Origin of the sequence: Paenarthrobacter ureafaciens, assembly GCF_004028095.1 — a bacterium.
Taxonomy (GTDB): Bacteria; Actinomycetota; Actinomycetes; order Actinomycetales; family Micrococcaceae; genus Arthrobacter; species Arthrobacter ureafaciens.
The window spans coordinates 2,692,703-2,719,629 of sequence record NZ_SBHM01000007.1 but is presented as its reverse complement, the minus strand read 5'-3'; the positions used below and the strand labels follow the sequence as shown (position 1 = coordinate 2,719,629).

Here is a 26,927-nt window from a genome sequence, read left to right as displayed (position 1 = left end):
GGGTCATCAGCAACCCCCCGGCCGGGGTCCGTAGAGGTCCACGGTGGTGGACTTCACGTACCAGCCATCCTTGGGACTGCCCTTGAGGCGGTACCAGGCAGTACTACCGCCATAGATGTTCTTGGTGCAGTCGATGGTGATCTTGCCCCACGAGCGCTCTACCCAACCGACGCCGCATTTGGCCGGGCTACCGGGAGTGTAGGAGTCGGGCAGGCCCGGTTTACCCGGGCACGTCCGGACGCTGGCTGCTTCCACCTGGATCTGCGACGGCGTCGGCGGTGGTGGCGGTGGCGTGGGGTCTGCTCCGCTGGTGGCGGTCACGTTTCCGCTGGGCGGTCCTGCCACAACCGTGACGGCCCGGACGTTCAGCCTGCGGGTCTTCTCCCAACCTCCGGCGGAGACGTCGTAGCGGTTTGCCTTGCCAACGCTGGTCCAGCCGCCGCCGTCGAGCGAGACTTCGAAGTGATCCAAGGGGCGACCGTTGGTGGCCGGGTTGTTCCACGTCCAGTGCACCTGGCCGTCGCCCTTGGCCGATTTGCCACCGCTGACGTTGGGCGCGTTCGGCGGACCGTAGGGGTTGCCCGTTCCAACTGCTTTGGCGTCGCCGGCCATGTTGTTCTTCACGGAGGTGGCAATGATATTGACCACCACGTTGGTACCGTTCGGCTGTCCACCGATCACACCGCCACCGCGCGCGATGGGTCCGGAACCGGACGCCGTCTGCCAGCGGTAGGTGATCTCGTTGTCCTGGGAGCCGTTGCGTTCGGCCGCGGTCAGCGGGGTGAAGGTCACTTGCAGCTGGCCGCTGGTACCCGTTTCCTTGACCGACCCGCTGCCAACTGTCCCTGGCTTGCCCGCGGCACGGATCGCCGCCGATTGCTGGCTGACACCGCTGACTCCGGCCTTGTTGGTGGCGGAGACCGTGAACGTGTAGTCGGCCTCGGAGTTGGCGACGGTCACGTTCTGTGAGGTGGCCGCTACAGTCTGCGTCGTCACGACGGCGCCACCGCGGTAGGTGGTCAGTTTGTAGGCGGATACCGGGTCACCGTTATTGTTCGGAGCCGCCCAACTGACCTTCAGCTGGCTCTGGTTGCCCACGGACCCGGCGCCGGACACCGACGGTGCCGACGGCGTCGCCGGAACACCGGCAGGCGTTTCTGCCGCCGAATAGGGGCTCCATTCGGACGGTTCCTTGGCATCGTTCCTGGCAAGGACGCGCACCTTGTAGGCCACGCCGTTCGTCAAGCCCTTCCAGACGTAGCTGGCGCCGGTCAGGTTCTGGATCTGCGGGTTCTGCCCGGCAGGTGCAGGCGAGATCTCCAGATCGTAGGACTTCACCGGAGAGCCCTTGCTGGCCGGCGGTACCCAGGCGACAGACAACTGCTTGTCGCCGAACTTCAGGGTCGGAGCCAAGGGGGTGTCAGGTTTGACGTCGGGGCGAACCTCCGCGGACACCGGTGACCGCTCGGATTCATTGATGGCGTTGGTAGCCGTCACGGCAAAGTGGTACTTCACGTTGTTGGTCAGGCCCGTCAAGGTACACGTGTTGGCCGGGCAGTCCTGCTTGAATCCGCCCTCGCCGTACACGGTGTACTTGGTGATGGGTGAGCCCCGGTCTGCCGGCGCGGTCCAGGTCAGCAATGCCGTTTGATCGCCCACGCTCTGCGCCAACGGCGTGGTGGGGGCAGCCGGCTTGTCCTTCACCGTCAGGCGGATGCGGGCCGTCGAGTAGCGGGACAGCTCCCCGGTCTTATCGGACACGGTGTAGGCAACCACCATGGTGCCCGTGAAACCGCCGCCAGGGGTGACCGTCACACTGTCGCCGCCGGGTTCAGCCGCGCCCTCACCGGTTTCCACCACGGCAGAGACGATCTTCAAAGCCGTATCCGGGAACGGGTTGGAGTCATTGGCAAGGACATTGACGGTGACAGGCTTGCCTGCCTGTGCATCCGGCTCAACGTCGTCATTCGCCACCGGCTTGGGGCGGTTGGACGCCGTCAACGTCAGCTTGTAGCTCGCCAGGGCTTCGAGTCCGCGAGGGTCCTTGGCCTTGACCTGCACCGTGCCGCCCTGCCCGATCTGGACCGAATCGTTGGCTGATGCCTTCAGCGTCTTGCCGTCGAGCTGCACCCGGAAGCCGCCGGGCGCGGAACCCACCAGCTCATACTTCATGTTCCGGACATCGTCCGCGTCCGGGTCCGACGTCAGCTTTTCCAGGTCCAGGCTCGCGGAGTCACCCTTGGGCACTTCGAGGTCGCTGCCCAGCAACTCCGGCGGGTTGTTCTTGTTCGGGTCCGGCAGCACCTTGGTCCGGATGCTGAGCGTGGACTTCAAACCATTGGGATCATCGGGGCCTGAACCGTCAGTGACCTCGAAGCTGATGGAACCCGGGCCAACATACTCCACACCGGCGGTGTACTTGATGGCGGTTCCATTGCCGGCGATCGGATCGCTGCCGTCGGAACCGATGAGCTTGATGCGGTCGGCCTGGGTAAGCCGCGGTGACTTGCCCTCACGGACCTTCACCCACTCGGAGAGGTTAACAGTGACGGACTGTCCGGAGACCAGTTCCACTACCTCGTCCTTGGCGAGTGTGGGCACCTGCTGGCCGACGCCGGGGACCCAGATGATGGCCGTGGACTTCTGTCCGTCCACGTCCTCCACGGTGTAGGGCACCAGCTGCGGCTGCTCGGTGAGTTCCACAAAGACGTTCCCCTCGGCACCAGGCCGTGCGGTAGGCGAGTCGGTGGCGATCTTGAGGTTCTCGCCCACCCCGTCCGGGTCCTCGTCATTCTTGAGCACCGGAACATCCACGGCGGTCTTGCCGAGGGTCTGGGCGGACGTGACGCGGTCATCGCGGGCGATCGGCGCCTGGAGCGGGACGTCGTTCTTGACCACCACGCGAATGGTGGCCTGTCCTACGGCGTCGCGATCGTCAGCCACTGCGTAGCGGACGTTGACGGTGCCTTCGGCTGCCGGAGCGGTCAGGAGGATGCGGCCGCTGGTCTTGCTCACGTGGGCGTCCAGGACGGCGTCGGCCTCAATGCTGTCGGTCAGGATGCGGATCTGGTCGCCATCCGGGTCGGTGTCGTTGGCCGTCGCATCGACGGCGATCTGGCGGCCCGGGCGAACCTGGACCTCGTCGTCCACCGGGGTGGGCTTCTGGTTGTTTTCGCCCCGGGGTGCGACGCCGACCGTTACGGTTCCGGTGTTGACGGCACCCTGCCGGTCGATCACCTTGTAACGGAAGGTGTCCGTCCCTGCGCCGTCACCTGCGGCGACGAAGTCGATGAAGTTGCTTCCCGCCGTCGCTGTTCCCATGGTGGGCGTGCTGTCGATGCCGGTGAGCTGGACCGAGTCGCCGTCGGGATCGATGCCGTCCAGCGGGACGGGAATCCGGACGGTTCCACCGGCAACCACGCGGGCGGTCAGGTTCTGCGGCTGCGGCCGGGAGTTTTGCGCGCCTTCGAGCGGAAGGATGTGGATAGTCACCGCTGCGGCGCTCTTCTGGCCCTGGGGATCGACGGCGTTGTAAATGGCGCGCACGGTCTTGGGCGTGGGGCCCGCGATGAAGCGGAGCGTGTTCTCGGAGATGAAAGCCTTGCCGTCTTCCTCGGCAACGGTCTGGGCCAGCACCGGATCAACGGTAAGTTCCTGGCCCTGCGGGTGCGTGTCGTTGTCCAGGACCGGAACGGTCACGACGTCGTTCACGCGTACGTTGACCTCGTCCGGCTTGGGCTGGGGAGCCTCCACGACGGCGGGTGCAGGCACCGGGACGACGCCCACCGTGCCGGCGGCCGAGGCCCGGCCGTTGGACATCGTGTAACTGAAGACGAACGGTTCCTTGGCGCCGAGGACGTCGGTGATGCGCAGGACGCTGTGGTCGATCACGCTCACCGAAGCTGATGAGCCCTCCGGAACGGTGACCGACTGCAAAACGAGCACTCCCCCGGACGGATCGGAGTCGTTGGCCAAGGGATCCACCAGGACACTTCCGCCCACAGGCAGCAATGCCACGTCGTGAACGGCGACGGGTGCGCCAGTGTCCTTGCCGGATTCAACGTCCACCCGGATCAGCCCCTGGCTGCTCTGGGGTCCGTTGCTGGCGATATAGGTCAGGTACACCGGTCCGGGGGTGTTGCTGCGGAAGGTGAACGTCCCGCCGTCGGTGATGGGACCCAACTCCGCTTGGCCGGCTGCTTCCACGTGGGCAACACGCAAAGCGCCGCCGTTGGGGTCGACGTCGTTCTTCAGCGGAGAGATCACCAGGTCCTGGCCCACAACAGCCGTGACGTGGTCGGCGTTTACCACCGGCGCCAAAGCTCCCGGCGGCTGGACGTTGACCACAACGCGGCCCGTCGTCGTGTCCCGTCCGTCCCATACGGTAATGGTGACGTTCTTCTTGCCCGGGGCAGCGCCGGAATCCTGGTAAGTCAGCAGGCCGTCCCGCCGGACCTTCACCTGGTCCTGTTCGTTGTCGGCTTTGGCGTCGAGCAGAACGAGGTCGTCACCGTCGGGATCCATCCAGTCAGTCAGGATGTTCTGGCTGACGGACTTGCCCTGTTCCACCAGCATGGTGGTGGGCTCAGCGCGCTTGAAGAACGGCGGTTTGTTCTCTTCCGGACCGACGACCCGCAGCGTGACCCTGCCGGCAGCGGAGAGTCCACGCCCGTCGGAGGCGTTGTAGTCGAAGGTCTCCGTTCCGGGCTTCGCTTCGGCCGGGACCTTGATCTGGAACGCCGAACCTCCATAAATGTTCTCCAGCGCACCTGCCTTGGGTGCATTGGCGCCCACTGCGGCCGTGAGAACGTCTCCATCGGGGTCCGAGTCGTTGTCAAGGACACTCAGGATGGTCGTGCGTCCGGGCCGCACTCCGAACTCGTCGGGCTTAGTCTCGGGTGCCCGGTTGGGTTTGGTCCGGTCCGGAAGGACGTTGATGGTGTTGTTGTCCGCGGACTCCTGGTCCTGGTCGTCGGACTGGTTCTTGGGCGGGACAACGTCGTCCCAGTTGTTGACCAATTGCATGTTCTGGTTGACCAGCCACACGCTGCCCGAATTGATATCGTTCAGGACCACCAGGTCCCTGTTGACGCGGAACACGTAGTTGGGCGAAGCGCTTGCCTTGGGGACATCGTTCTTCTTGTCGTCTGCGTCATTCTCGCAGTCACGCACGTATTTGTTGGCTCCGGCCCACGCGGCATGGACGCACTTGCCCACCTGAACGGGCGCGGCGGGAACACCTTCGCCGTCGGCGCTGACCGTATCGGCAGTGGAGCCGTCCAGCGGCTGCTTCAGCAGGTTCTTGCGGGTGGAGATGGCCACGAAGCCGCTTTCCGCGCTGGTCTGCTGGAGCTTGGCCTCGCGGGCATCGGCCAGTTGCAGCTTGCGCCCACCCGGCAGGAACAGGTTGCCGGACGCGGCATCCAGCGCCACCGGCTTGTCTCCTACAACAGCCAGTTGCAAGTCCCCGGCGCCCTTGAGCTCATCGACTTTGGTGACTTCCGAGGCGGTCCGTTCCCCGTTGACGTCCACGGTGGTGACGGTGATCTCGCCCTTGCCCGGATCCGCGGTGTAAATACGGTTGTCATTGCCAACCGCGGACACGAGGCCTTGGGAACCGGTCAGGACGGGTTCGGTCCCTTCTTCATCGAACCCGTTGACGGTGGAGGGAGAAAGCGCCCAGACCTTGCCCTTGGCAGGATCAGTGACAGAGAGCACCGTAGAGCCGTAGCTGACCTGCGCCGACGACGGAAGCTGCTTATCGCCGCCAAGTTTCAGGTTCGCGGCGGACACCTGGTTGATGGTGGAGCCGGATTCGTCGTCGACAAACACGTTGCTGTCGTGCTGAAGCACATCGAAGGTGGTGCTGGCCGGAGTGACCGCCCCGTCCAGTACCCGTGAAGGGTAATTGAGCCGGCCCACGGCGTTCTTGGTCTTACTCACAACCCATACGCCGCCGTCGTTCAAGTCCACCTCGGTGGTCTTGAATCCCGGGTACAGCACAGCTGCCGCCACCAGCACGGCACCTGCTGCCGTTGCCGCGGTTGCGGACACCAATTTTCTGTTTCGACGCTTTTTCAGCCCCAGCTTGCCGAAGAAAGAAGTCACGACCCCAAAATTCCCTTTTTATAGCAGCCGCCCCGAGCAGCTTCCGAGCCCACCGGCAATCGCCGGCAGCCGTTCATTCCGCAGTACCCCCATACGGCGGCGGAATTTTCAGTCCCTAAGACTATCCCACTCACCACACGGCCCATCATGGAAAGCCGATACCGGACTCTCCAATGGCTTTGACAGCATACTGTCTTAGTCCCGGTCGCGGCGATGGGGACCTCTCCCCTGTTGGCGGCCTTGCGACGGGTCAGCATCGGGGCGCTCCGAGGCCTGCTGGATCACCCAGATAGGTGTGACCTGCAATGATGTACCGGCCCACGTTCCGGTAGGAGCCGGATTCAATCCGCCACCAGCGCTGCATGCCCACCCAGCCATCCGACTGATCGATGTAGCAACGGACAACAATCTTGCCTTGGTCCGAGGTGTACATCCATGGGGGCTGGTTGCCGCCCTTACCGTCGCACGTGAACTTGTTGGGATCGTAATTTGATCCACCAAGGGTGTAACTGCAGGAGCGCTCCACGGCACCCGGGTTCATGGTGGTGGTCCACTCCCCCTTCTTGCCCGACGTGGCACTGGCGCTGGCTACCGGCCCACCGGTACCCAGGGAGTTGAAGGTCTGCACGTCAATGGTCCGTGTTTGTTCGTAGCCGCCGGTATTGATAGTCCGGCTGCCGGATGCCGCGACCGTCTCCCACGCGCCGCCGTTGATCCTGATCTTGGTGGTCTTGACGTCATTGGTGGACGTCGACGGCGAGGACCAGTTGAGGGTGACCGAGGGATCGTTCATCGCCCCGTTGGTCCCCGATGCCGATGGCGTTCCGGGCGAACCATACGGCGTGGCCGTGGCGGGAGCACTCGCATCCGAGCTCGGTGCAACGGAAGATTGGGCAGTCACCGTGATGCTGCTGGCCTGGCCATTGGCGAAACCTCCAACGGTCTGCCCCGGTTGGATGGGGCCGGACTGGCCGGTGCTGGCGCGGTAGGTGTAACTGACTTCATTGGCGCTTGAACCGTTGCGTTGGGCTTGGTTCAACACTGTGAAGTTGATGGTGAGCTGGCCGCCTGCTCCCCCGGTGTTGGCCGGTGTGGCACTGACGTTGCCCACGGTTCCCAGCTTGCCGGTTGCCCGCCGTGGAGCAGAGGCCGCACTGACCGCACCCTTGCCGGCCTTGTTCCCGGCCTGCACAGTGAACGTGTAGCCGGATTCCGAGTTATTCGCCGTGAAGGTGGCCGTACGGGTATTGCCCGGAACGGTCTGCGTCTGCGTAGCGCCGCTGCCCCCGCTCATGGTGACGTAGTAGTTCTTGATGGGGTCGCCGTTGATGTCCGGTTCTGTCCAGTCAGCCCGGAGCTGGTTCTGCGAACCCACGGAAGACACGACGGCGGTGGTGGGCGCCGCCGGGGCGCCGGGAAGACCGGCCGGGTGGTCTTCGGCGGAGTACAGGCTCCAGCCGGAAGGTCCGAGCTCGTTGACCGCCTGGGCCCGAACCTTGTAGTTGACCCCGTTGGTGAGTCCGGTCCAGGTGTAGGAGAGTCCGGTGACCTCGTTCTTGACCGCCACTCCGTTGCCCGGGGGCGGGGAAATCTCCAGGTTGTAGTGCTTGACGGGTGAGCCCTCGGTCTTCGCGGGGGTCCACGTGATGGCCAGGTCCTTGTCCCCGGCTTTCACGGCGGGAGCGTCCGGCGGTGACGGCTTTTCGTCAGGCTTGATCTCGTTGGAAGCCGGCGACGCACCGGACTCCCCGACCTCGTTGGTGGCCGTCACGGTGAATACGTAGCTCACGTTGTTGGTCAGCCCCGTCAGGGTGCAGGTGGTGGTGGGGCATTCCTGTTGGAATCCCGCAGCCTTCACGGTGTATTTGGTGATGGCTGCGCCGTTGTCCGACGGCGGGGCCCACTTGAGCACGGCGGTGCGGCTCCGGACATCGGTGGCCGCGGGCGCGGAAGGAGCATCGGGCTTATCCCGGACAGTGATGCGGACGCGGCCCACTGCCTGGCGGCTCGGATCGTCAGTCTTGTCCTTGATGGTGTAGCGGACTACCAGCACGCCCTTTGAGCCCGCGGACGGCGTCACCGTGATGGAGTCGCCCGAGATTTCGGGCTGCCCGGCTGAACCCGTCTCCACCACCGCGGACACGATTCCCAACGGCTCGCTGAACGGATTGAAGTCGTTGCCGAGCACATTGACGGTTTGCGGCTTGCCGGCATCGGCCTTCTCCACGGCGTCATCGTTGGCCACCGGTTTGGGCCGGTTGGAGGAAACCACCGTGACGGTCACGGCCGCACGGACCGGATCGGACCGGCCGTCGGTCACCTTCAGCGGCACCACGCCGCGTGCGCCCGGGTTGAGGGATCCGCCGGGCGTGATTTTCAGGACCGTGCCGTCGATCCGGGCCGCGAACCCGCCGGGCTGCTGGCCGTCGAATTCGAACTTCAGTTTGCCCTGGTCCTGCTCATCCACGTCGCCGGCGAGGTTCGACAGGTCCAGTTCGGTGACATCGCCCTGCGGAGCGTCGATGACGGCACCGCTGAAGGTCGGCGGATGGTTGGCATTGGGATCCGGCAGGACCTTGGTCATGATGGTGAGCGTGGACTTCAGCCCCTCGGGATCGTCGGGACCGGAACCGTCCGTGACCTCGAACGTCACAGAGCCGGGACCCACGTAGTCCGCCTGCGCAGCGTAGCGGAGGGCACCGCCGTCGCCCGCAATGACATTCAGCGGGTCACCGCCCTGGACCTTGATCTTGTCCGCCACCGTGATCCGCGGGCTGCGGCCTTCACGGACCTTGACCCACTCCTTCAGTGACAGCGTCACTTCCTTGCCCGCGGTGACTTCCACGACGTCGGTCTTGGAAAGGGTCGGGTATTGGAGGCCCTGTCCGGGAATCCACATGACAGCCGTGGCCGTTTGGCCGTCAATGTCCGTCACCGTGTACGGAATGAGTTGGTCCTGGGGCACCAGCGTGACCACCACGTTTCCCGAGGTGCCCCCCCGGGCGTTGGGGTTGCCGTCAGGCAAGGAGATCTTGAGGTCTTCGGCTACCCCGTCAGGATCGGAATCATTCTTCAGGACGGGCACGTCCACCGCGGTCTTCCCCAACGTCTCCGCGAGGGTCACATGGTCATCAACGGCGATCGGTGCATGCAGCGGGGCCGACGGACTGGTCTGGACGCGGATCACGGCACTTGCTTCGGCCTTCTTGTCATCCTGGATCCGGTAGCTGATACTCTCCACGCCGGCGGTACCCGGCGCGGTCAACACCGCTTTACCGGCAACGGCTTCGACCTCCAGCCCGGGTTTGGCATCGAACGTCGGCACCAAGCCGATGGGGTCGCCGTCGGGGTCGGAATCGTTTTTGAGGACATCGACGGCGACGCGCCGCCCTGGACGCACGTCGATGGCGTCATCCACTGCTATTGGCTTTTGGTTGTCTGCTTCCGCCGGCGCGATACCGACAATGACGTTGCCGGTATTTTCCGCGCCGATGCGGTCCTTCACGCGGTAGCTGAAGGTGTCGGTCCCCGCCGATTTACCGCCGGCCGTGTACTCCAGGTAGCCGTCGCGGAGTACGGCGGTCCCCAGGGACGGGGCTTTGTCGATGCCGATCACCTGGACCGAGTCTCCGTCGGCGTCGATGCCATCCAGCGGAACAGGGATCTTGACTGTCATTCCCGCCACCGCACGGGCCGTCAGGTTCTTCGGCTCCGGCCGGTTGTTGGTGGCGTCGTCCCGGGCCCTGATCCGGATGGTGACCTGTTGGGAATCCGATTGGCCGGAAGCGTTGGTGACCTTGTAGATCGCGTAGACGGTCTTGGCCTCTTCTCCGGCAATAAAACGGAGGGTCTTGCCGGCCACGAACATCCGGCCGTCCGCCTCGTCCGGCTGCTGTGCGAGGACCGGGTCCAGGGTGAGTTCGCCCCCGTTGGGATCCGCATCATTTTCCAGGACCGGGATGGTCACCACGTCGCCTGCCCGCACCGTGACGTCGTCGGGCTTTGCCTGCGGCGCCTGAAGCTTGGTGGGCGCCGGCACCACCTGGACCGAGATGTCACCGGTTGCCGATGCCTTGCCGTTGGAGATGGTGTACTTCAACGACAACTGGCCTTCGGCGCGGATGTCAGTGATCTTCACGACCGAGTGGTCCAGCACCGCCACGCTGACGGGCAGGCCGTCCACTGCCGTCACCGACTGCACCACCAGAACGCCTCCGGCGGGGTCCGAGTCGTTGCCGAGGACGTCAACCACGGTGCTGCCTCCGCTGGGCAGCAGGGCAATATCCCGCACGGCAACTGGTGCATCATCGCTGTTGCCGGAGACGACGTCCACCCGGACCAACTGCTGGGCACTCGCCGGCCCGTTCGTCGCCATGTAGGTCACGTAGTGGGCGCCTACGGCACCGGAGTTGAACGTGAACGTCTGCTGGTCAGGCCCGATGACCGCCGTGGACTGCCCATCGGGTTGGGCCTGCGCCAGGCGGAGCGTTCCGCCCTGGGGGTCGGTGTCGTTCTTGAGCGGCGCAATCACGGTGTCCTGGCCGGCCACCGCAACGACGTGGTCAGCGTTGGCGATGGGCGGCAGGCCTCCGGGAGCGCGGACGTCCACGACGACCTGCCCATCGGTACTGTCGGTGCCGTCCGACACCGTCAACGTGATGGTCTTGCGGCCGGGACCGGCTCCGGAATCCTGGAACGTCAGCAGGCCGTCGGGCCTGATCCGGACCTGGTCGGCAGGATCGCTGCTCGAGGCCGCCACGGCAAAGATGTCATCGCCGTCGGGATCGATCCAATCCGTCAGGATGTACTGGTTGGCTATCTTGCCGGCCTGCACCACCAGCGTGTTGTTGCGGTTTGGCTTGGGTTGCGGGGCGTTGTTTTCCTCCGGCGGCACCACCCGCAGGTCCACCTCGGTGGCAGCGGTTCCTCCGCGGCCGTCGTCGACGGAGTATTTGAAGGTTTCGGTGCCTGTGGTGCCGGCCGGCACCGCAATCTGGAAGCCCGTCCCCCCGTAAACCGGGGACAACGCTCCCGATTTCAGCGGTTCGGCGGCACTGACGGTCAGGACGTCGCCGTCGGAATCGGCATCATTGTCCAGTACCGGCAGGATGGTGGTCTTCCCGGCGCGCACTCCGAAGGAATCGGGTTTGGCCACCGGCGGGGTGTTCGGCTTGCTGCGATCCGGAAGGACTGTTTGCTGGACTTCGTCAGCGGAGTCCTTGTCCGCATCGTCCGAGGTCTGCTGGGGCGGAATGACGTCATCCCAGTTGTTCACCAGCTGCATGTTCTGGTTGACCATCCAGACGTTGCCCGAGTTGACGTCGTTGAGGACCACGAGGTCGCGGTTGACCCGGAAAACGTACGACGGCGACGCACTCGCCTGGGGCACGTCGGCGCGGCGGTTGTCGGCTTCATTGCTGCACTCCCGGACGTACTTGTTGGCCCCGGACCACGCCCCGTAAGTGCACGTACCCACATGGACAGGCGCCGCCGGGGTCCCTTGCCCGTCGGCGCGAATGGTTTTGGCCGTGCCGCCGTCCAAGGGCTGCAGCAACAGGGCATCCTTCGTGGCGATGGCCACGGTGCCGGCCTCCGGACCGGCCTGCTGCAGCTTGGCGTCCCTGGCATCGGCGAGATGGACCACTGAACCGCCCGGCAGGATGATGTTGCCGTTGGCCTGGTTCAGCACAACCGCCTTGCCGCCAACGGCCGTGAGCTGCACGTCGCCGTCGGCTTTGAGGGAGTCATCGGAGCGGACCTGCGAGTCCACAACGTTGCCGTCCGCATCCACCGTGGTGGCGGTAAGCTTCCCTGCTTTGGGGTCGAGGGTATGGATGGTGTCGTCCGTCCCCACAACGGACGTGATGCCTTGGGACTGTTCGAACAATGGCGTGGATTCTTCACTGAAACCGCCCAGCGAGGTGGGCGAAACGGCCCACACTTTGCCCTTGGCTGGATCAGTGACGGCCAGGACCTTGCTGCCGAAGCTGACGTGCGCCGCTCCCGGAAGCTGCTGGTCCCCGCCCAGGCGCATGTTCGCGGCGCTGACCGGGTTGATCGTCGCCCCGCCGGCGTCGTCAATGAAGATGTCGCTTGCCTGTTGCAGGATCTCGAAGTCGTCGCTGGCCGGAGTGACGGCACCGTCGAGGGATTTCGAAGGGTAATTCAGCCGGCCGGCGGCGTTCTTCGATTTGCTGACAACCCAGACGCCGCCGTCGTTGAGGTCCACCTCGGTGGTTTTGAAACCCGGGTAGAGGATGGCTCCGGTAACAAGCACCGCCGCAGCTGCCGTGAAGGCGGTGACACCCAGGATCCTGGCGCGCCGCTTCCGTGATGGTTGCCGCTTGGGCGCTCGTTGGGCGGGCCTCCTGCTCGGAGCCATGGACTTCCCCCGGTTAAATAGGCAGCCGTCACCCTCCGCGCGGCTGGCTTGACGCGAACAGTCCCCAAGCCTACCGGGTTAATCCATCGATTTGCGAAGATGTGACCTGCACTACTGACGCCCCTCCACTCAGTCCAGGACGAGCCCTTTGCCCCGGCCGCGGGCCAGCATGACGGGGTGGATCTCCCCGAAGCCGCGGACGTTTTCCGAGGCCTGCGGGATCAACACAAAGCGTTCATCCTGGCCAAGGGCGGCCGCGGTCATGGCATCAACAAGCACAGTGCCGGGCTGCGCCAGGCTGGTGAGCCGCGCGGCGAGGTTGACCGTGGGCCCGTAGATGTCGCCAAGGCGGGAAAGGATGCGCCCCCAGACCATGGAGACCCTCGCCTGCGGGAGGATCTCATCCTCCGTGAAGGCCTGGGCCAGGGCAAGGGAGATCTCCGCACCGGCCGCAGGCGTCTCGGCAATGTACAGGACTTCGTCACCGACTGTCTTGACCAGCCGGCCGCCGCCAATGGAAATGATCTCGGCACACTTGTTCTCGAAACGCTGCACCATCTGCGCCAGCGTCTTCTCGTTCATGCGCCGGGAGAGGCTGGTGTAGGAGACCAGGTCCGCGAAGCCCACCGCACGGGCCAACGGCAAGGGCGAATCGTCTTCGTCGCCTTCGCGGCCCTCTTCGCTGGCCTGCAGTCCGGCTTCCGCCCTGACTGCCAGCCGCTGCACACCGGCATTGAGCTGGCGGCGGTAGGAGTAGACGAGGATCTCCTCCAACGAATCCACCAGGGCAGGCAGCTGGCCCACCAACTGCTTGCGCGCCACGGCATCGCTGATCCCTTGTTCCTGGACCATGTCCTCCACCAGGGCCTCGATCTGCCAGACCACCATGCGGTCCGTCATCTGGCCAATGGAACGGGTGATGGAGATCGCGGCTTCTTCCGTCAGGAGGCCGGCACGGACGAGGTCAAGGATGGTTGTCAGGGCAGCCTGGTCGCGCTCAGTGAAGGCAACGTCGTCGTCACCGAAGTTTGGAAATCCAAGAGCGCGCCACAGTTTTCGGGCAGAAAGCACCGACACGCCGGCACCGGCAGCAATCTCACGACGACGGAGCTTGCGTTCACCGCCCAGCAACCTGGCTTCCAGCGCTTTGATCGCGAGCCGCTCTGCGGACATGACACCGGTAGGGGGTCCGGTGGGTATGGCCTTGGCTGGTTCCGGTACCGCGTCTTCATCCTCTGAAGGTTCGGGTACGGCGTCGAACTCCTGGTCCAGGTCCTCGTCGGACTGATCCTCAACGCTCATCTCTTCCACCTTCTCTCACTTCCCACGGCAAACCACTCACATCGACATCCGGCAGAACTTCACCTTCAAGAACCTCGCCCCGGGGCAGCTGGTCCATGGCATCAAGAATGAAGCCCCGGAATTTCCCGACTTCCGGGACATCCTTCAACAGGTAAACTCCCGAGTGCCCGGTATCCAAGGATATATTCCCCGAGCGCAAGGACCGCTGGATCATGCCCTGTTCGATTCCCACATTCCGGACAGCCATCAAGGACACCTGCCACTCACCGCGGCGGAACATCCCGGACTTGGCCAGGACCCTGCGGCTGGTCAGGATGTAGCGAACGGAATGCCAGCGCAGCACCCGTTTGAGGCAATATGCGAGCAGGACCCACGCCGCCATGCCAAGGCAGGCTCCTACGAGCCAGGGAGTCCAGGCCGCCGTTATGAACGGGGCCAGGCGCTGCGGGTTCCCCTTGATAATCCAAGCACATGCGAAACCTGCCAGTGCCGGAACCAGGACGAAGACCAGCGCCGGTAAAACGAGTGAACGGGCCTGCTGGCGCGTGATGGTCAGGACCTGCTCCCCCGGAAGCAGTTCTTTACGCATAACCGCTTTCTGTGGCACGCAGGTGCACCACATCCCCCGCAGTCACCACGTGCTCCCGCCCGCCGTGGTCCACTACCAGCAACGATCCGTGGTCATCCAGGCGCGAGGCGTGTCCCACCAGCTCATGGTCTCCCGGCAGGTGGGCCCGCACTTCGCGGCCCAGGGTGATCATGGCCGATTCCACCCTCTTATGCAGCGACGGACCACCTGCAAGCCCGGCGTGCGGATCGCCTTCGGCATTGCAGAAGCTGCGGTACAGCCTGGTGAAGTGCGTCAGGTAACCCTTCAGCAGCGCCGTTCGATCCGTCGTCGTGCTTCCTTCGAGGGCAAGCGACGTGGCCGTCGGGACGGGCAGTTGGTCATCGGTCAGGGTGACATTCAGGCCGACACCCAGGATGACGGCAGGTACTGAGCCGTCGCCAAGCGCCGTTAGTTGCGCCAGGATGCCGGCGATCTTGCGCCCGTTGACCAGGACGTCGTTGGGCCATTTGATCTGAGCCTTCACGCCTGCCGTCTCCTGCAGCGCTTCCCGCAGCGCGACGGCAGCCAGGAGGGACAACCATGAATAGCTTTGGGTGGGGACCGGCATGCCGTCCGCCGTAACGGGCCGCAGCACCATGGAAACAGAGACTGCGGAGCGTTCCGGGGATTCCCAGTGCCGGTCCAACCGGCCTCGCGCAGCGGTCTGGTGCTCAGCGGTCAGGACGGCCAGGTCAGCCCATTTTTTGGGTTCCATGGTCACGGCGCGCACCAGGTCGGCATTGGTGGACCCGGTGGACTCCACGACGTCGAGGCGGGAGATGCCGGTGGCGGACAGGAAGTCAGGCGCCAACAGCGACCGCTGATCCAGTGCGGGGTTTTCCCCGGAACCGGGGCTTTCACGTGGGGCGGGCTGTTGGGCATCCATAGCTGAATCCTATCCAGTCAAGGAGCTCCAGGCTCTCCTCCGAGGGTATGAATCCGGTCAGAGGAAGATGTCCGGGACCAGGCGGTCCTCCGGCGCACCGAGGCTGTAGGGGGCGAAGTCGGACACCCCTGCCGCGCGCAGGACCTCTTCATCGGTGTAGAAGTTGCCGCTCTTGGAACCGCCCGCCGCAAGGTTGGCACCCGTCAGGATCGCATGGGCTGCATCGGCCATGATCTCCGGACCACGCGCAGCCCTGACCATCTGCCGGCCGCCGGGCATGTTCCGGATGGCCGCAGTGTCAATCAGCGTGCAGGGCCACAACGAATTGACGGAGACGGCGTCATCCTTGAGTTCCTCGGCCAGGCCCAGCGTGGTCAGGCTCATGCCGTACTTCGCCATGGTGTACGCCAAGTGCATCCCGGCCCACTTGGGATCCAGGTTGAGCGGCGGGGACAGCGTCAGGATGTGCGCGTCTTCCGACTCGCGCAGTGCCGGCAGCGCCAGCTTGGACAGCAGGAAAGTGCCCCGGACGTTGATGTCCTGCATCAGGTCGTAGCGCTTCATGTCGATCGCATCCGTGCGGGACAAGTCGATGGCCGAGGCATTGTTGACCACGATGTCCAAGCCCCCGAAACGCTCGACGGCGGCACTCACGGCAGCGGCGACGTCGTCATCATTCCGGACGTCCCCTACGATCGGCAGGGCCTGTCCGCCGGCGGCGACCAGCTGCTCCGCGGCGGTAAAAACCGTGCCCTCTAGCTTCGGGTGCGGTTCACCCGTCTTGGCCATCAGCACGATGTTGGCGCCGTCGCGGGCGGCCCGGGTGGCAATGGCAAGACCGATCCCCCGGCTCCCGCCGGACATGATAATGGTGCGGCCTTTGAGCGAGCCGGTGGCAACGTAAGCGGCATTGCTTTGAGTCATGAAGCCACTCTAACCCAAAGATGTTACTGACGGGTAACATCAGGAGTGCTGCGGCTTGAAGCACAGGCAGGGCTTCGGGCTTGGGCGCAGAAAATTGTAGGGTTTCTACAGCCGTTCGCGGCTATGGCGTCACTAGACTGGCCATCAGGGCCTGTTCTTTGTACGGAAGCTACTTAATCAGCTGTTTGCCGAACCAGAACCGCGCCAGCGAATATCAGCTACAGAGCCGGAGACACTTGATGAGCCACGATCTGACAACGACAGCGGGAAAGATTGCCGACTTCCGCGACCGCCAGGCCCGTGCCGAGCAGCCTTCCGGCCCGGAAGCGATAGAGAAGCAGCATGCGCGCGGCAAGAACACTGCCCGCGAGCGCATCGACCTGCTGGTTGATCCCGGATCGTTCGTCGAGTTCGACGCCCTGGCTGTCCACCGTTCCACCGCCTTCGGCATGGAAAAGAAGAAGCCGCTCGGCGACGGCGTCGTTTCCGGCTACGGCACCGTAGATGGCCGCCTCATCGCTATCTACAGCCAGGACTTCAGCGTCTACGGCGGCTCCTTGAGCCAGGTCAACGGCGAGAAGATCGTCAAGGTCCAGGAATTCGCCCTCCGCAACGGTTGCCCGGTGGTTGGCATCAACGACGGCGGCGGCGCACGGATCCAGGAGGGCGTCGCGTCCCTGGCAATGTTCGCGGACATCTTCCGCAACAACGTGCACGCATCCGGCGTGGTCCCCCAGATCTCCCTCATCATGGGTCCGTGCGCCGGCGGCGCCGCTTACTCCCCGGCGCTCACCGACTACGTGGTGATGGTGGACAAGACCTCGCACATGTTCATCACCGGCCCCGATGTGATCAAGACCGTCACGGGCGAGGACGTGGACATGGAGACCCTGGGCGGCGCCCGCCAGCACAACGCCACCACCGGTACCTCCACCTACCTCGCCTCCGATGAAGCCGACGCGATCGAGTTCGTCCGTGAACTGCTCGACTTCCTGCCGTCCAACAACCTCTCCGAAGCCCCCGTGGTGGAGCACGACCAGGAACTGGAACTGGACGAGGACGACCTCGCCTTGGACGGGCTCATCCCTGATTCCGCCAACCAGCCCTATGACATGCGCAAAGTGATCGAGCAGATCGTCGATGACGCGCACTTCCTGGAGATGCAGTCGCTCTACGCCCCGAACGTCATCATCGGTTACGGCCGGGTGGAGGGGCACACCGTGGGCATCGTGGCCAACCAGCCCATGCAGTTCGCCGGAACCCTGGACATCTCCGCCTCGGAGAAGGCTGCCCGCTTTGTCCGCCACTGCGACGCCTTCAACATCCCCATCATCACGCTGGTGGACGTCCCCGGCTTCCTCCCGGGCAAGGACCAGGAATTCCAAGGCATCATCCGCCGTGGCGCCAAGCTCCTGTATGCCTACGCCGAGGCAACTGTCCCGAAGCTCACTGTCATTACCCGCAAGGCGTACGGCGGGGCCTACATCGTGATGGGTTCCAAGAAGCTTGGAGCCGACCTTAACCTTGCCTGGCCCACCGCACAGATCGGCGTCATGGGGGCGCAGGGTGCGGTGAACATCCTCTACCGCCGCGACCTTGCCGCCGTTGCCGAGGCAGGGGGCGACGTTGAGGCCCGCCGTGCCGAGATCATCCAGGGCTACGAGGAAGAACTCCTCAACCCGTACCAGGCTGCTGAGCTTGGATACGTGGACGCCGTCATCGCGCCGTCGGACACCCGCCTGCAGATCATCCGGGGCCTCCGTGCGCTGCGGGACAAGCGGGCCAGCCTGCCCACCAAGAAGCACGGGAACATTCCCCTGTGAGCGCGGCAAAGAGCCCCCTGCCGGCCGAGGAGCCGGCACTGCCCATGTTTTCCGTGGTCAAAGGCGATCCCACGCCGGAAGAACTCGCGGCACTTGCCGCCGTCGTCGCGTCTGTGGGAGTACCCCCGACGCCGGAGGCAGCCCAGCCGAACGTGCGCCACTGGGTGCGCCGCCAGCAATTGCGGCTGGACCCGACCCCGGGTCCGGGCGCATGGCGCCGCAGCCGCGGCTAAAGCTTTCAACAACCCTTTCACGTGACGGAGGTGGCGGCTAGGCTCTGGGGGTGACTACTGCAAACACCCCCGTACGCGCCAAGACCGCCATCGACGCCGTAGCTGATGCGTACACAGAAAAGCTGATCGAACTCAACCCCAGCTTCGCCACCACCTTGGGGTTGCCGGGACACGAAACCGAGTACCAGGACTTCTCCCCGGCCGGAGCCGAAGCCCACGCCGAAGCCACCCGGAATGCCTTGGAAGCGCTGGCGGCCCTGGAGCCGCGCGACGATACGGACGCGGTAACCCTCGACGCCATGCGCGAGCGCCTGGGCTTGGAGCTGGAAATCCACGCGTCCGGTTGGGACGCCGCGGACCTGAACAACATCGCTTCCCCGGCGCAGGACATCCGGGCCGTCTTCGACCTCATGCCCACGGACACCGTGGAGCAATGGGAGCACATTGCCGGCCGTGCGGCCAACGTTCCGGAGGCCATTGCCGGTTACATCTCGTCCTTGCGCGCCGGCGCAGCCGCAGGGAAGGTTTCCGCAGCACGCCAGGTCCGGATCGTCATCGACCAGACCAGCCGCTACGCCGCCGCGGACGGTTTCTTCGCAAAACTCGCCTCCGATGCCCTCGCCGGCGGGGCGCCGTTGCCGGCGGACGTCCAGGCAAGGCTCGACGCCGGAGCCTCCGCGGCCCGCGAAGCGTACAGTTCGCTGGGTGATTTCCTGCGGGACGAACTGCTCCCCCAGGCCCCCGACAAGGACGCAGTCGGGAGGGAACGGTACGCCTTGGCGTCGCGGTCCTTCCTTGGCGCCGCCGTCGATCTCGAGGAGACCTACGCCTGGGGCGTGCAGGAGCTGGAACGGCTCATCTCCGAACAGGAGAAAGTGGCAGGGCAGATCAAGCCCGGGGCAAGCATTGAAGAAGCCAAGGAAATCCTCAACAACGATCCCTCGCGGCAGATCAAAGGCACCGATGCCCTGAAGGCCTGGATGCAGGAGCTGTCGGACCGGGCAGTCGCAGAGCTGGCCGACGTGCACTTCGACATCCCGGATGTCATGAAGACCCTGGAGTGCATGATCGCCCCCACCGACGAGGGCGGCATTTACTACACCGGCCCCTCCGATGATTTCTCCCGCCCAGGCCGCATGTGGTGGTCCGTCCCTGCCGGCGAAGACACGTTCGCCACGTGGAGCGAAACCACCACTGTGTTCCACGAAGGCGTGCCCGGTCACCACCTGCAAGTAGCTACGGCCACCTACCGCCGCGAACTCCTCAACAATTGGCGCCGAAACGTCTGCTGGGTCTCCGGACACGGCGAGGGCTGGGCACTTTACGCCGAGCAGCTCATGTTGGAACTGGGGTACCTCAAGGATCCCGGCGACCACATGGGCATGCTGGACGGCCAGCGCATGCGCGCCGCGCGCGTGGTGTTCGATATCGGCGTGCACTTGGAGCTGCCCGTTCCCGAACGCTGGGGCACCGGAACATGGACCCCGGAGAAGGGCTTCGACTTCCTCAAAGCCAACCTCGACATCAGCGAAGGCCAACTCCAGTTCGAATTCGCCCGCTACCTGGGCTGGCCGGGACAGGCTCCGTCGTACAAGGTAGGCCAGCGCTTGTGGGAACAGATCCGCGCCGAACTTGAGTCCCGCGAAGGCTTCGACCTCAAGTCCTTCCACAGCAAGGCCCTGAACATAGGCTCGGTCGGCCTGGATGTGCTGCGAAGGGCGTTGCTGGAGTGAGTATTGTCGGGGCCGAGAGCAACGTCACAAACGCACAGGGAATAACTTTTTCGCACGTAACATTTCTAAACGTCCGTTCGCTATGTTATTTGCGAAGCACCTACCGTGTTCCGGTGAGCACCTCAAACACCATCACTCCTGCATCCGGCAAGGCCGGTCCGCGGCTCCCCAAGTGGGCGAGCTCCTTCGGCGTCCAAATTATCGCCGCCCTCATCGTCGGCTTGGCCCTCGGCCTCATCGCCAAGTACACGGGCAGCACCAAGGCTGCTCCCAACGGCCTGGGCGCCACGCTCCAGACGATCGGTTCCAGCTACGTCTCACTGCTGCAAACCGCCGTCGTTCCGTTAATCTTCACCGCCGTCGTGAGCTCCATCGCGAACCTGCGGCAAGTGTCGAACGCCGCGCGCCTGGCCTGGAACACGCTGCTCTGGTTCGCCATCACGTCGTTTGTCTCGGTGCTCATCGGCATCGGTCTGGGCGTGCTGCTGCAGCCCGGCGCGGCAACGGGTATCACGCAGAAGGCCGAGTACGCCGGCAAGACCGGTGACTGGTGGGCCTTCCTCACCGGACTCTTCCCCAAGAACTTCCTTGGCCTGGGCGCAAGCTCCACCGTCACCGAAAGCGCCAACGCTGCCACGACTGTCAGCACGTCCGTTTCCTTCAACGTCCTGCAGATCCTGGTTGTGGCCATCGCCGTCGGTATTGCAGCACTGAAGGTGGGCAAGCAGGCTGAAGCCTTCCTCACCTTCAACGCCTCCGCCCTCGCAGTCATCCAGAAGGTCCTGTGGTGGATCATCCGCGTTGCTCCGATTGGTACCGTGGGCCTGATCGGCAACGCTGTAGCCATCTACGGCTGGGACACCATCGGTTCCCTCGGAAAGTTCACCGCGGCCATCTACATCGGCCTGGCCCTGGTGCTGTTCGTTCTCTACCCGGTGCTGGTCCGTGTCCACGGCCTGTCCATCAAGCAGTACTTCTCCGGTGTATGGCCGGCTGTGCAGCTCGCCTTCGTTTCGCGCTCTTCCATCGGAACGCTCCCGCTCACGCAGCGTGTCACCGAGCGCAACCTCGGCGTTCCTTCCGGCTACGCGTCGTTCGCCGTGCCGCTGGGTGCCACCACCAAGATGGACGGCTGCGCCGCGATCTACCCGGCCATTTCCGCCATTTTCGTGGCCCAGTTCTTCGGTATCAACCTGGACTTCAGCCAGTACCTGCTGATCGTCCTGGTCTCGGTCCTCGGTTCCGCGGCAACGGCAGGCACCACGGGCGCCGTCGTCATGCTGACGCTGACGCTCTCCACGCTGGGACTGCCGCTGGCCGGCGTCGGGCTCCTGTTGGCGATCGACCCCATCCTGGACATGGGCCGCACCGCCGTCAACGTCGCAGGCCAGGCCCTGGTGCCGACCCTCGTGGCCAAGCGCCAAGGCATCCTGGACCAGTCCTTGTACAACGCTCCCCGCAACGGTGCCGCGTTCAATGACGAGTTCGCTGCCGACAAGGCTGCAGCCGTTGCTGAAGAGCGCGAACTGGCTGACGCCAAGCGTTAAGGGCTTCCGCAATCCCCTCCGCAATCCCCTGGCGAGAAATCCCGGGGGATTGCGTCGTTTAAGGTCGGATCCTGAGTAGGCTCGGGGCATGCTGATTGTCACTTCCAATGAAATTCCGGGCCACCGCATCGACGCCGTCTTTGGCGAAGTGATGGGCCTGACCGTGCGTTCACGGGACATCGGGTCCCAGATGCTGGCCGGCTTCCGCTCCTTGGGCGGCGGCGAACTGCCCGAGATGACGCGCGCGCTGTACGAGAGCCGGCAGGAAGTCATGGCCCGCATGGTCAGCGAGGCCCAGCAGCGCGGAGCCAACGCCATTGTGGCCATGCGGTTCGACACCTCGGAGATGGGCACCAACTGGACCGAAGTGTGCGCCTACGGCACTGCCGTCTACGTGCTTCCCTTGGGCGAAGGAGAACCGGGCGCCACGGGGCAGTCGATCTACCTGACCAAGCAACCCCAGCAGGGAGCGGGCCAGCCTGCACCCCCGGCCCAGCCGGCTCCTCCCGTCCAGCCGCAAGCGGGCGCGCAGCAGCCGGGCCAGTCGCAGCCTTTCCCACGCCAGTCACAGTACTAAGCCGTCCGGGGCAGGGTCCAAGCTACACCCAGGCAGGACCATGCCCCGGCAACGGTGCCGCTCCCGGCAACGGTGGTGCTTTGGACCGGTACGTGTGGCCCGTGGGCGTGGTCAGGTCCAAGGCGTGCACCCCGGAGGCGTCTGCCAGTGGCTTCGCGGCCCACCCGGGGTTTTCCTTGGTGTGATTGCACTGTTCGCACAGCCCTGCGCCGTTGCCGAGGCTGGTGGGTCCACCGCCTTGCCATGGAACGATGTGGTCGATGTGCCGGATGGGCGCATCGCAGTAGGGTGTTCGGCATGAAGCATCGCGGGCCTCGATGAATCGCCGCATGCCGGGTGGGAAGAGCCTGGCTTTGGAATCCATGCCCACGAGTTCCCCGGTATTCGGTGCTGTGTACAGTCTTCGAAGCCAGACCACGAAGCCTGGGTCCGCTGGCGCCGGCTGTATTTGCCCGGGAAGCCCTTGAGCCTTGACGTGCCCGGAAGGGTTTTGAGCCCCGGCCAGCCCCACAAGCCCCCTGGCCCAGCCACCCGGCACTATGCCGTAGCCCTCAAGCCTTGCGGGTTCGCTGTCGCCCTGGAACAGGGTGCGATCCGTCAGGACCAGCTGCACTTCCACCTTGGAAATACCGCCCGGCGTCCCCGTGAGTCTCTCCACTAGCGTGTCCGCCATGACTTGGCCGCGGGAGCGTTCGTCACCGGAGCATCGGGCTGAGTCAGCAGCTTCTTTGAGAGCCTTATAAGCTGCGACGCCTTGGGCAACGGGCAGCAAGGCAGTCAGATACGTCATCGTGTCCGGCGCGGGCAGGATGCTGACGTGCCTCTCCTTGGCAGCATGTGCGGCCCGCCGGGTAACCGATCGCGGGTCACGTCGGTACGCAGCGGCTTTGGCAGCGGCGATGATCGCCCGATCCCCCATGCCGTCCAAAGTCCCGGTGTCCGGAGCCAACTCTTCATCCACGGCGCAGCGGTCCTCGGCGGACAGGCACGCCGTTTCCTTCACCAGAAGGGTGGCGCGCCACTCGTTGAGCAAACCGGAGTCGAGGGCGGCGAGGGTCCGTGGCATCTCCTTGACCAGTGCCTTGGCGAGCCCTAGGAGCCTCGATCCGCGATGGGGCGACTCGCGCCGGGCCAGGGCGATCTGCGCCGCAGCTCCCCCGCCCTGCTTCGGGGCGGGCACGCCTGCCGCCGCATCTGCCTGGCGTTGGGCGAGTTCGAAGGAGGCTGCGATCTTTGCCTGCAGCCCGGAGATGGCGGACTTCATATCTTCCAACACTCGAAGTTGTTCGATGAGTGCCCGGGCGGCCTCGGCGGGCTCCCGTGAAGCTTCCGCCACCACGGGCGCTGCGTTGGGGACAGGCAGCATCGGAGCCCGCGGTGCCGTCACTCGCGTGCCCATTGCCCGCGTGCCCGAGCTCAGCGCCTGTTTCCCTTCCATGAATCCATCCTGCCAAGGGGGTCGGACATTATTAGCCCGACCCGAACCTCCCCGGCCGGAAACGCAGATTCCCACAGCAAATTGCGCAGAGTGCAAGTTTGCACTTAGTGTAATTATGTGACCCAAACAAGCAGCCAGGAGGACACCTCCACGCAGCCTGCGAGCGAGTCGAGCACCCCTTCCCGGCGGGAGCTCAACAAGGCCGCCACCCGTAGTTCCATCGCCGCAGCAGCCCTTGAATTACTCCGGGCCAAGGGCTCGGGAAACTTCACGGTGGAGGACATTGCCGCCAGCGCCGGTGTCTCCCGCCGCACCTTCTTCAACTACTTCCCCAGCCTCGAGGCGGCCCTCGCGTCGGTGGCTGACGGGTTCATGGACCGCGCCCTCGAGCAGTTCCAGCTGCGTCCGGCCGACGAGACCATCCTCGAGTCGGCCCAGGCCGCGCTCATGGCCCTGGCAGACCCCATGTCGGTTGCTCCGATGGCCGAGTTGTTCAGCCTGACCCAGGACAACCGATCCCTGGCCCGGTCCGAACTCGAGGCCTGGGACCACTGCACCGAACAAATCATCGCCGCCGCACGCACAAGGCTCGGGCCGGACGTCAGTGAGCTCTACCTGCATGCCCTGGCCGGCTCGGTCATTTCCTGCGGCAAGGCTGCCATGAACGTCTGGTTCGCCGAATGCGGACCGGACCTCTCCCCCGAATCCCTGGCGGTGCTCCGCCAGCACCTCATCGACGCGATGGGGCTCCTCGGAGCCGGCTTCGCGCCGTCGTTGTCCCCGTCTTCGCGCACCGAAGGCACTTCCTCCGTTCCACCCACCACAGATCGGTTCTGACATGGCATCGTTCCTCTACCGACTCGGCCGGTTTTCCTACCGCCGCCGTTGGCTGGTCATCTCACTCTGGCTGGCCGTTTTGGTCGCTGTGGGCGGCTCTGCCGCCGCGTTCCACGGCACCATGTCCAACAACTTCACCATCCCGGGCACCGAAACCCAGCAGATGGCTGACAAGCTGAAGGAAGCACTCCCTGATGCGTCGGGCGGGTCCGCGAGCGTGGCGTTCGAGGCAGGCGCTTCAGGTTTCGACCAAGCGGGCAAGGACGCTGTGGCCGACGCCCTGGCCCAACTCGAAAAACTCCCCGACGTCCAGTCCGTGGTCAACCCCTTCACCACGCAGGAACGGTTGGACCAGGCAGCCGCCAAGATCTCCGAGGGCGAGGCCCAGGCTGCAGCGGGCAAGGCCCAATTGGACGCTTCCCGCGCACAGATTGCGGCCGGCGAAGAACAGCTGGCCGCGGCCGAACAGCAGCTTGTTGCGGCCGGATTGCCGCCGGCGCAGATCGAGGCACAGCTGGCTCCCCGGCGTGCCGAGCTCGCGGCAGGCAAGGAGAAGCTCGACGCCGGAGCCAAGGAAGCTGCCGACGGCGCCGCTGCGCTGGCCCTCGGCAAGCGGGAGGCGCAAGCCTCTGAAGGATTGCGCTTCGTTTCCAGCGACAACAAGGCAGCAATCGCGCAGATCCAGTTCAAGACGTCCATCAACGCCGTCCCGCCCGCCGTCCGGCAGGAAGTACAGGACATCGTCCACGGGGTCTCCTCAGCAGGCGTGACTGCCTATGCCAGCAAGGACATCACCGAAGACGTTTCGCAGATCTTCGGCGTGGCGGAAATCGTTGGTGTTGCGGTTGCCGCACTGGTCCTGATCCTGATGCTCGGCACGCTCATTGCTGCGGGCCTGCCCCTCATCATGGCGTTGATCGGCGTGGCCGTGGGCGTCGGTGGCACGTTCGCGCTGACCGGCGTGATCGACATGAGCTCCATCTCCCCCATGCTCGCACTCATGCTGGGCCTGGCCGTGGGCATTGACTACTCGCTGTTCATCGTCAACCGGCACCGCAACCAGCTGCTTGCCGGCATGGATGGCGAGGAATCCGTCGCTTTGGCCACAGGCACCTCGGGCAATGCCGTCATGTTTGCGGGCCTGACGGTCATCATCGCCCTCGCCGCCCTGGTCATTCCCGGGCTGCCGTTCCTGGCAATCCTCGGTGTGGCAGCAGCAGCGACTGTAGCCGTCGCCGTCGTCGTAGCCCTGACCCTGACACCGGCCGTCCTGAGCCTGATCGGCCGGCGGCTTATCTCCAAGCGGGCTTGGGCAAAGGCCGCCCGGCACAACGCCGAACCCGGCCATGAAGCTGCCGACCGCGAACTGGACGAGAAGCGCAGCACGCGCGGTTGGGGTGGCTTGGTCACCCGCCATCCGTGGGTGGCGCTGATTCTCAGCGTGGTACTGCTCGGGGCAGTTGCACTGCCCGCATCGCAGCTGAGGCTGGCACTGCCCGACGGCGGGTCCGAACCTGTGGACTCCCAGGCCTACAAGGCGTACGACCTGACGCGCGACAGTTTCGGCGAAGGCGTGACCGGCCCGATCATCGTGGTTGGCGAACTGCCCGCCGGGCTCAGCGAAAACGATGCCAAGAACAAGCAGTTCGATGTCGCGGAGCAGTTGCGCAGCGTCGAGAACGTGGTTGCTGCCGTGCCCTTTGCCCTGAGTGAGGACCGCAGCACCGCGGTTTACCAGGTCATTCCCAAGGAAGGCCCGGCAAGCGCCAGCACCGTGAAGGTGGTCTCGGACCTCCGCGAAAAGGGCGCCCAGATCCGCGAGGACACCGGGGTTTCCATCGGCTTGACCGGCCAGACTGCGGGCAACGTGGACGTTTCCGAGAAACTCGGCGCCGCCCTGCCGCCGTACCTGGCGATCGTCGTCGGGCTGTCCCTGATCCTCCTGCTGCTGGTCTTCCGCTCAATCGTGGTGCCGCTGCTGGCCACGGGCGGCTTCCTGTTGTCGCTGGCCGCAGCGTTTGGCGCCGTAGTAGCTGTTTACCAGTGGGGCTGGCTCGGTGGAATCTTCGACGTCGCCAATCCGGGTGCCGTGCTGAGCTTCCTGCCCATCATCCTGATCGGCGTGCTGTTCGGCCTGGCCATGGATTACCAGGTGTTCATCACCTCGGGCATGCGGGAATCCTACATGCACGGTGAAGACGCCCGGCACGCTGTCCGGACCGGTTTCAGCCACGCAGCTGCCGTGGTGACGGCCGCCGCGATCATCATGGTGAGCGTGTTCTCGGGCTTCATCTTCAGCCACCTCACCATGGTCCGCCCGCTCGGTTTCGCCATGGCCTTCGGTGTGCTGATTGACGCGTTCGTTGTCCGCATGACGATCGTGCCCGCGATCATGTACCTGCTCGGCGAGAAGGCCTGGTGGCTGCCGAAGTGGCTGGACCGCCTGCTGCCGGACGTCGACGTTGAGGGCGCCAAGCTGAACCGCAGCGACCGCCCGAAGGCCGGCTCGGCGGAGCTCGTCCACTAA

The 26,927-nt window shown here is 64.9% G+C and carries 14 protein-coding genes; 7 read left to right on the top strand and 7 right to left on the bottom strand.

Annotated elements, in window-relative coordinates; all coding sequences use genetic code 11:
* Nucleotides 1–6: 6 nt before the first annotated feature.
* The 6 genes from AUR_RS16770 to AUR_RS16745 all read right to left on the bottom strand — a co-directional run bounded on the left by AUR_RS16770 (nucleotide 7) and on the right by AUR_RS16745 (nucleotide 16,212).
* Nucleotides 7–6,108, bottom strand: coding sequence for an Ig-like domain-containing protein (locus AUR_RS16770; protein ID WP_128397212.1), 6,102 nt, complete (start codon nucleotides 6,106–6,108; stop codon nucleotides 7–9).
* 250 nt (nucleotides 6,109–6,358) lie between these two features.
* Nucleotides 6,359–12,490: an Ig-like domain-containing protein gene (locus AUR_RS16765; protein WP_062095825.1), complete on the bottom strand. Its 6,132-nt coding sequence runs from the start codon at nucleotides 12,488–12,490 to the stop codon at nucleotides 6,359–6,361.
* Between the two features lie 129 nt (nucleotides 12,491–12,619).
* A complete protein-coding gene (locus AUR_RS16760; RefSeq protein WP_062095823.1) occupies nucleotides 12,620–13,792 on the bottom strand; it encodes an adenylate/guanylate cyclase domain-containing protein in 1,173 nt (390 codons plus the stop codon).
* On the bottom strand, nucleotides 13,782–14,381 hold the full coding sequence (locus AUR_RS16755) for a PH domain-containing protein (protein ID WP_021471397.1): 600 nt from the start codon (nucleotides 14,379–14,381) through the stop codon (nucleotides 13,782–13,784). Before AUR_RS16755 ends, AUR_RS16760 begins: the two co-directional genes overlap by 11 nt.
* Nucleotides 14,374–15,288: a biotin--[acetyl-CoA-carboxylase] ligase gene (locus AUR_RS16750; protein ID WP_021471398.1), complete on the bottom strand. Its 915-nt coding sequence runs from the start codon at nucleotides 15,286–15,288 to the stop codon at nucleotides 14,374–14,376. Before AUR_RS16750 ends, AUR_RS16755 begins: the two co-directional genes overlap by 8 nt.
* Nucleotides 15,289–15,345: 57 nt before the next feature.
* Nucleotides 15,346–16,212: an SDR family oxidoreductase gene (locus AUR_RS16745; RefSeq protein ID WP_062095821.1), complete on the bottom strand. Its 867-nt coding sequence runs from the start codon at nucleotides 16,210–16,212 to the stop codon at nucleotides 15,346–15,348.
* 239 nt (nucleotides 16,213–16,451) lie between these two features.
* Between AUR_RS16745 and AUR_RS16740 the strand changes: the two genes are divergently transcribed.
* The 5 genes from AUR_RS16740 to AUR_RS16720 all read left to right on the top strand — a co-directional run bounded on the left by AUR_RS16740 (nucleotide 16,452) and on the right by AUR_RS16720 (nucleotide 22,125).
* The gene (locus tag AUR_RS16740) at nucleotides 16,452–18,035 is read left to right on the top strand and encodes an acyl-CoA carboxylase subunit beta (RefSeq protein WP_062095819.1); all 1,584 of its coding nucleotides are present in this window, start codon (nucleotides 16,452–16,454) and stop codon (nucleotides 18,033–18,035) included.
* A 44-nt stretch (nucleotides 18,036–18,079) separates the two neighbouring features.
* Complete coding sequence (locus AUR_RS16735; RefSeq protein ID WP_082694426.1) at nucleotides 18,080–18,268, top strand: acyl-CoA carboxylase epsilon subunit; 189 nt, start codon at nucleotides 18,080–18,082, stop codon at nucleotides 18,266–18,268.
* 50 nt (nucleotides 18,269–18,318) lie between these two features.
* Entirely contained in the window at nucleotides 18,319–20,001 is a 1,683-nt protein-coding gene (locus AUR_RS16730) for a DUF885 domain-containing protein (protein ID WP_062095815.1), read from the top strand.
* 113 nt (nucleotides 20,002–20,114) lie between these two features.
* Nucleotides 20,115–21,548: a dicarboxylate/amino acid:cation symporter gene (locus AUR_RS16725; protein WP_128397211.1), complete on the top strand. Its 1,434-nt coding sequence runs from the start codon at nucleotides 20,115–20,117 to the stop codon at nucleotides 21,546–21,548.
* 88 nt (nucleotides 21,549–21,636) lie between these two features.
* Nucleotides 21,637–22,125, top strand: a complete 489-nt coding sequence (locus AUR_RS16720; protein WP_021471404.1) for a YbjQ family protein — start codon at nucleotides 21,637–21,639, stop codon at nucleotides 22,123–22,125.
* Between the two features lie 22 nt (nucleotides 22,126–22,147).
* Here the strand turns inward: AUR_RS16720 and AUR_RS16715 are convergent, their stop codons facing one another.
* Complete coding sequence (locus AUR_RS16715; protein ID WP_062099095.1) at nucleotides 22,148–23,491, bottom strand: HNH endonuclease; 1,344 nt, start codon at nucleotides 23,489–23,491, stop codon at nucleotides 22,148–22,150.
* A gap of 189 nt (nucleotides 23,492–23,680) precedes the next feature.
* Here AUR_RS16715 and AUR_RS16710 point away from each other — a divergent pair, with 189 nt between their 5' ends.
* The gene (locus tag AUR_RS16710) at nucleotides 23,681–24,400 is read left to right on the top strand and encodes a TetR family transcriptional regulator (RefSeq protein ID WP_021471406.1); all 720 of its coding nucleotides are present in this window, start codon (nucleotides 23,681–23,683) and stop codon (nucleotides 24,398–24,400) included.
* 1 nt (nucleotide 24,401) lies between these two features.
* The gene (locus tag AUR_RS16705) at nucleotides 24,402–26,927 is read left to right on the top strand and encodes an MMPL family transporter (protein ID WP_062095810.1); all 2,526 of its coding nucleotides are present in this window, start codon (nucleotides 24,402–24,404) and stop codon (nucleotides 26,925–26,927) included.

Excerpts from the sequence above, each read along its gene's own strand:
- AUR_RS16760 (WP_062095823.1), bottom strand. The coding sequence starts at position 13,792 with ATGAGCGTTGAGGATCAGTCCGACGAGGACCTGGACCAGGAGTTCGAC.
- AUR_RS16740 (WP_062095819.1), top strand. The coding sequence starts at position 16,452 with ATGAGCCACGATCTGACAACGACAGCGGGAAAGATTGCCGACTTCCGC.
- AUR_RS16735 (WP_082694426.1), top strand. The coding sequence starts at position 18,080 with ATGTTTTCCGTGGTCAAAGGCGATCCCACGCCGGAAGAACTCGCGGCA.
- AUR_RS16750 (WP_021471398.1), bottom strand. The coding sequence starts at position 15,288 with ATGGATGCCCAACAGCCCGCCCCACGTGAAAGCCCCGGTTCCGGGGAA.
- AUR_RS16765 (WP_062095825.1), bottom strand. The coding sequence starts at position 12,490 with ATGGCTCCGAGCAGGAGGCCCGCCCAACGAGCGCCCAAGCGGCAACCA.
- AUR_RS16720 (WP_021471404.1), top strand. The coding sequence starts at position 21,637 with ATGCTGATTGTCACTTCCAATGAAATTCCGGGCCACCGCATCGACGCC.
- AUR_RS16715 (WP_062099095.1), bottom strand. The coding sequence starts at position 23,491 with ATGCTGCCTGTCCCCAACGCAGCGCCCGTGGTGGCGGAAGCTTCACGG.
- AUR_RS16755 (WP_021471397.1), bottom strand. The coding sequence starts at position 14,381 with ATGCGTAAAGAACTGCTTCCGGGGGAGCAGGTCCTGACCATCACGCGC.
- AUR_RS16745 (WP_062095821.1), bottom strand. The coding sequence starts at position 16,212 with ATGACTCAAAGCAATGCCGCTTACGTTGCCACCGGCTCGCTCAAAGGC.
- AUR_RS16705 (WP_062095810.1), top strand. The coding sequence starts at position 24,402 with ATGGCATCGTTCCTCTACCGACTCGGCCGGTTTTCCTACCGCCGCCGT.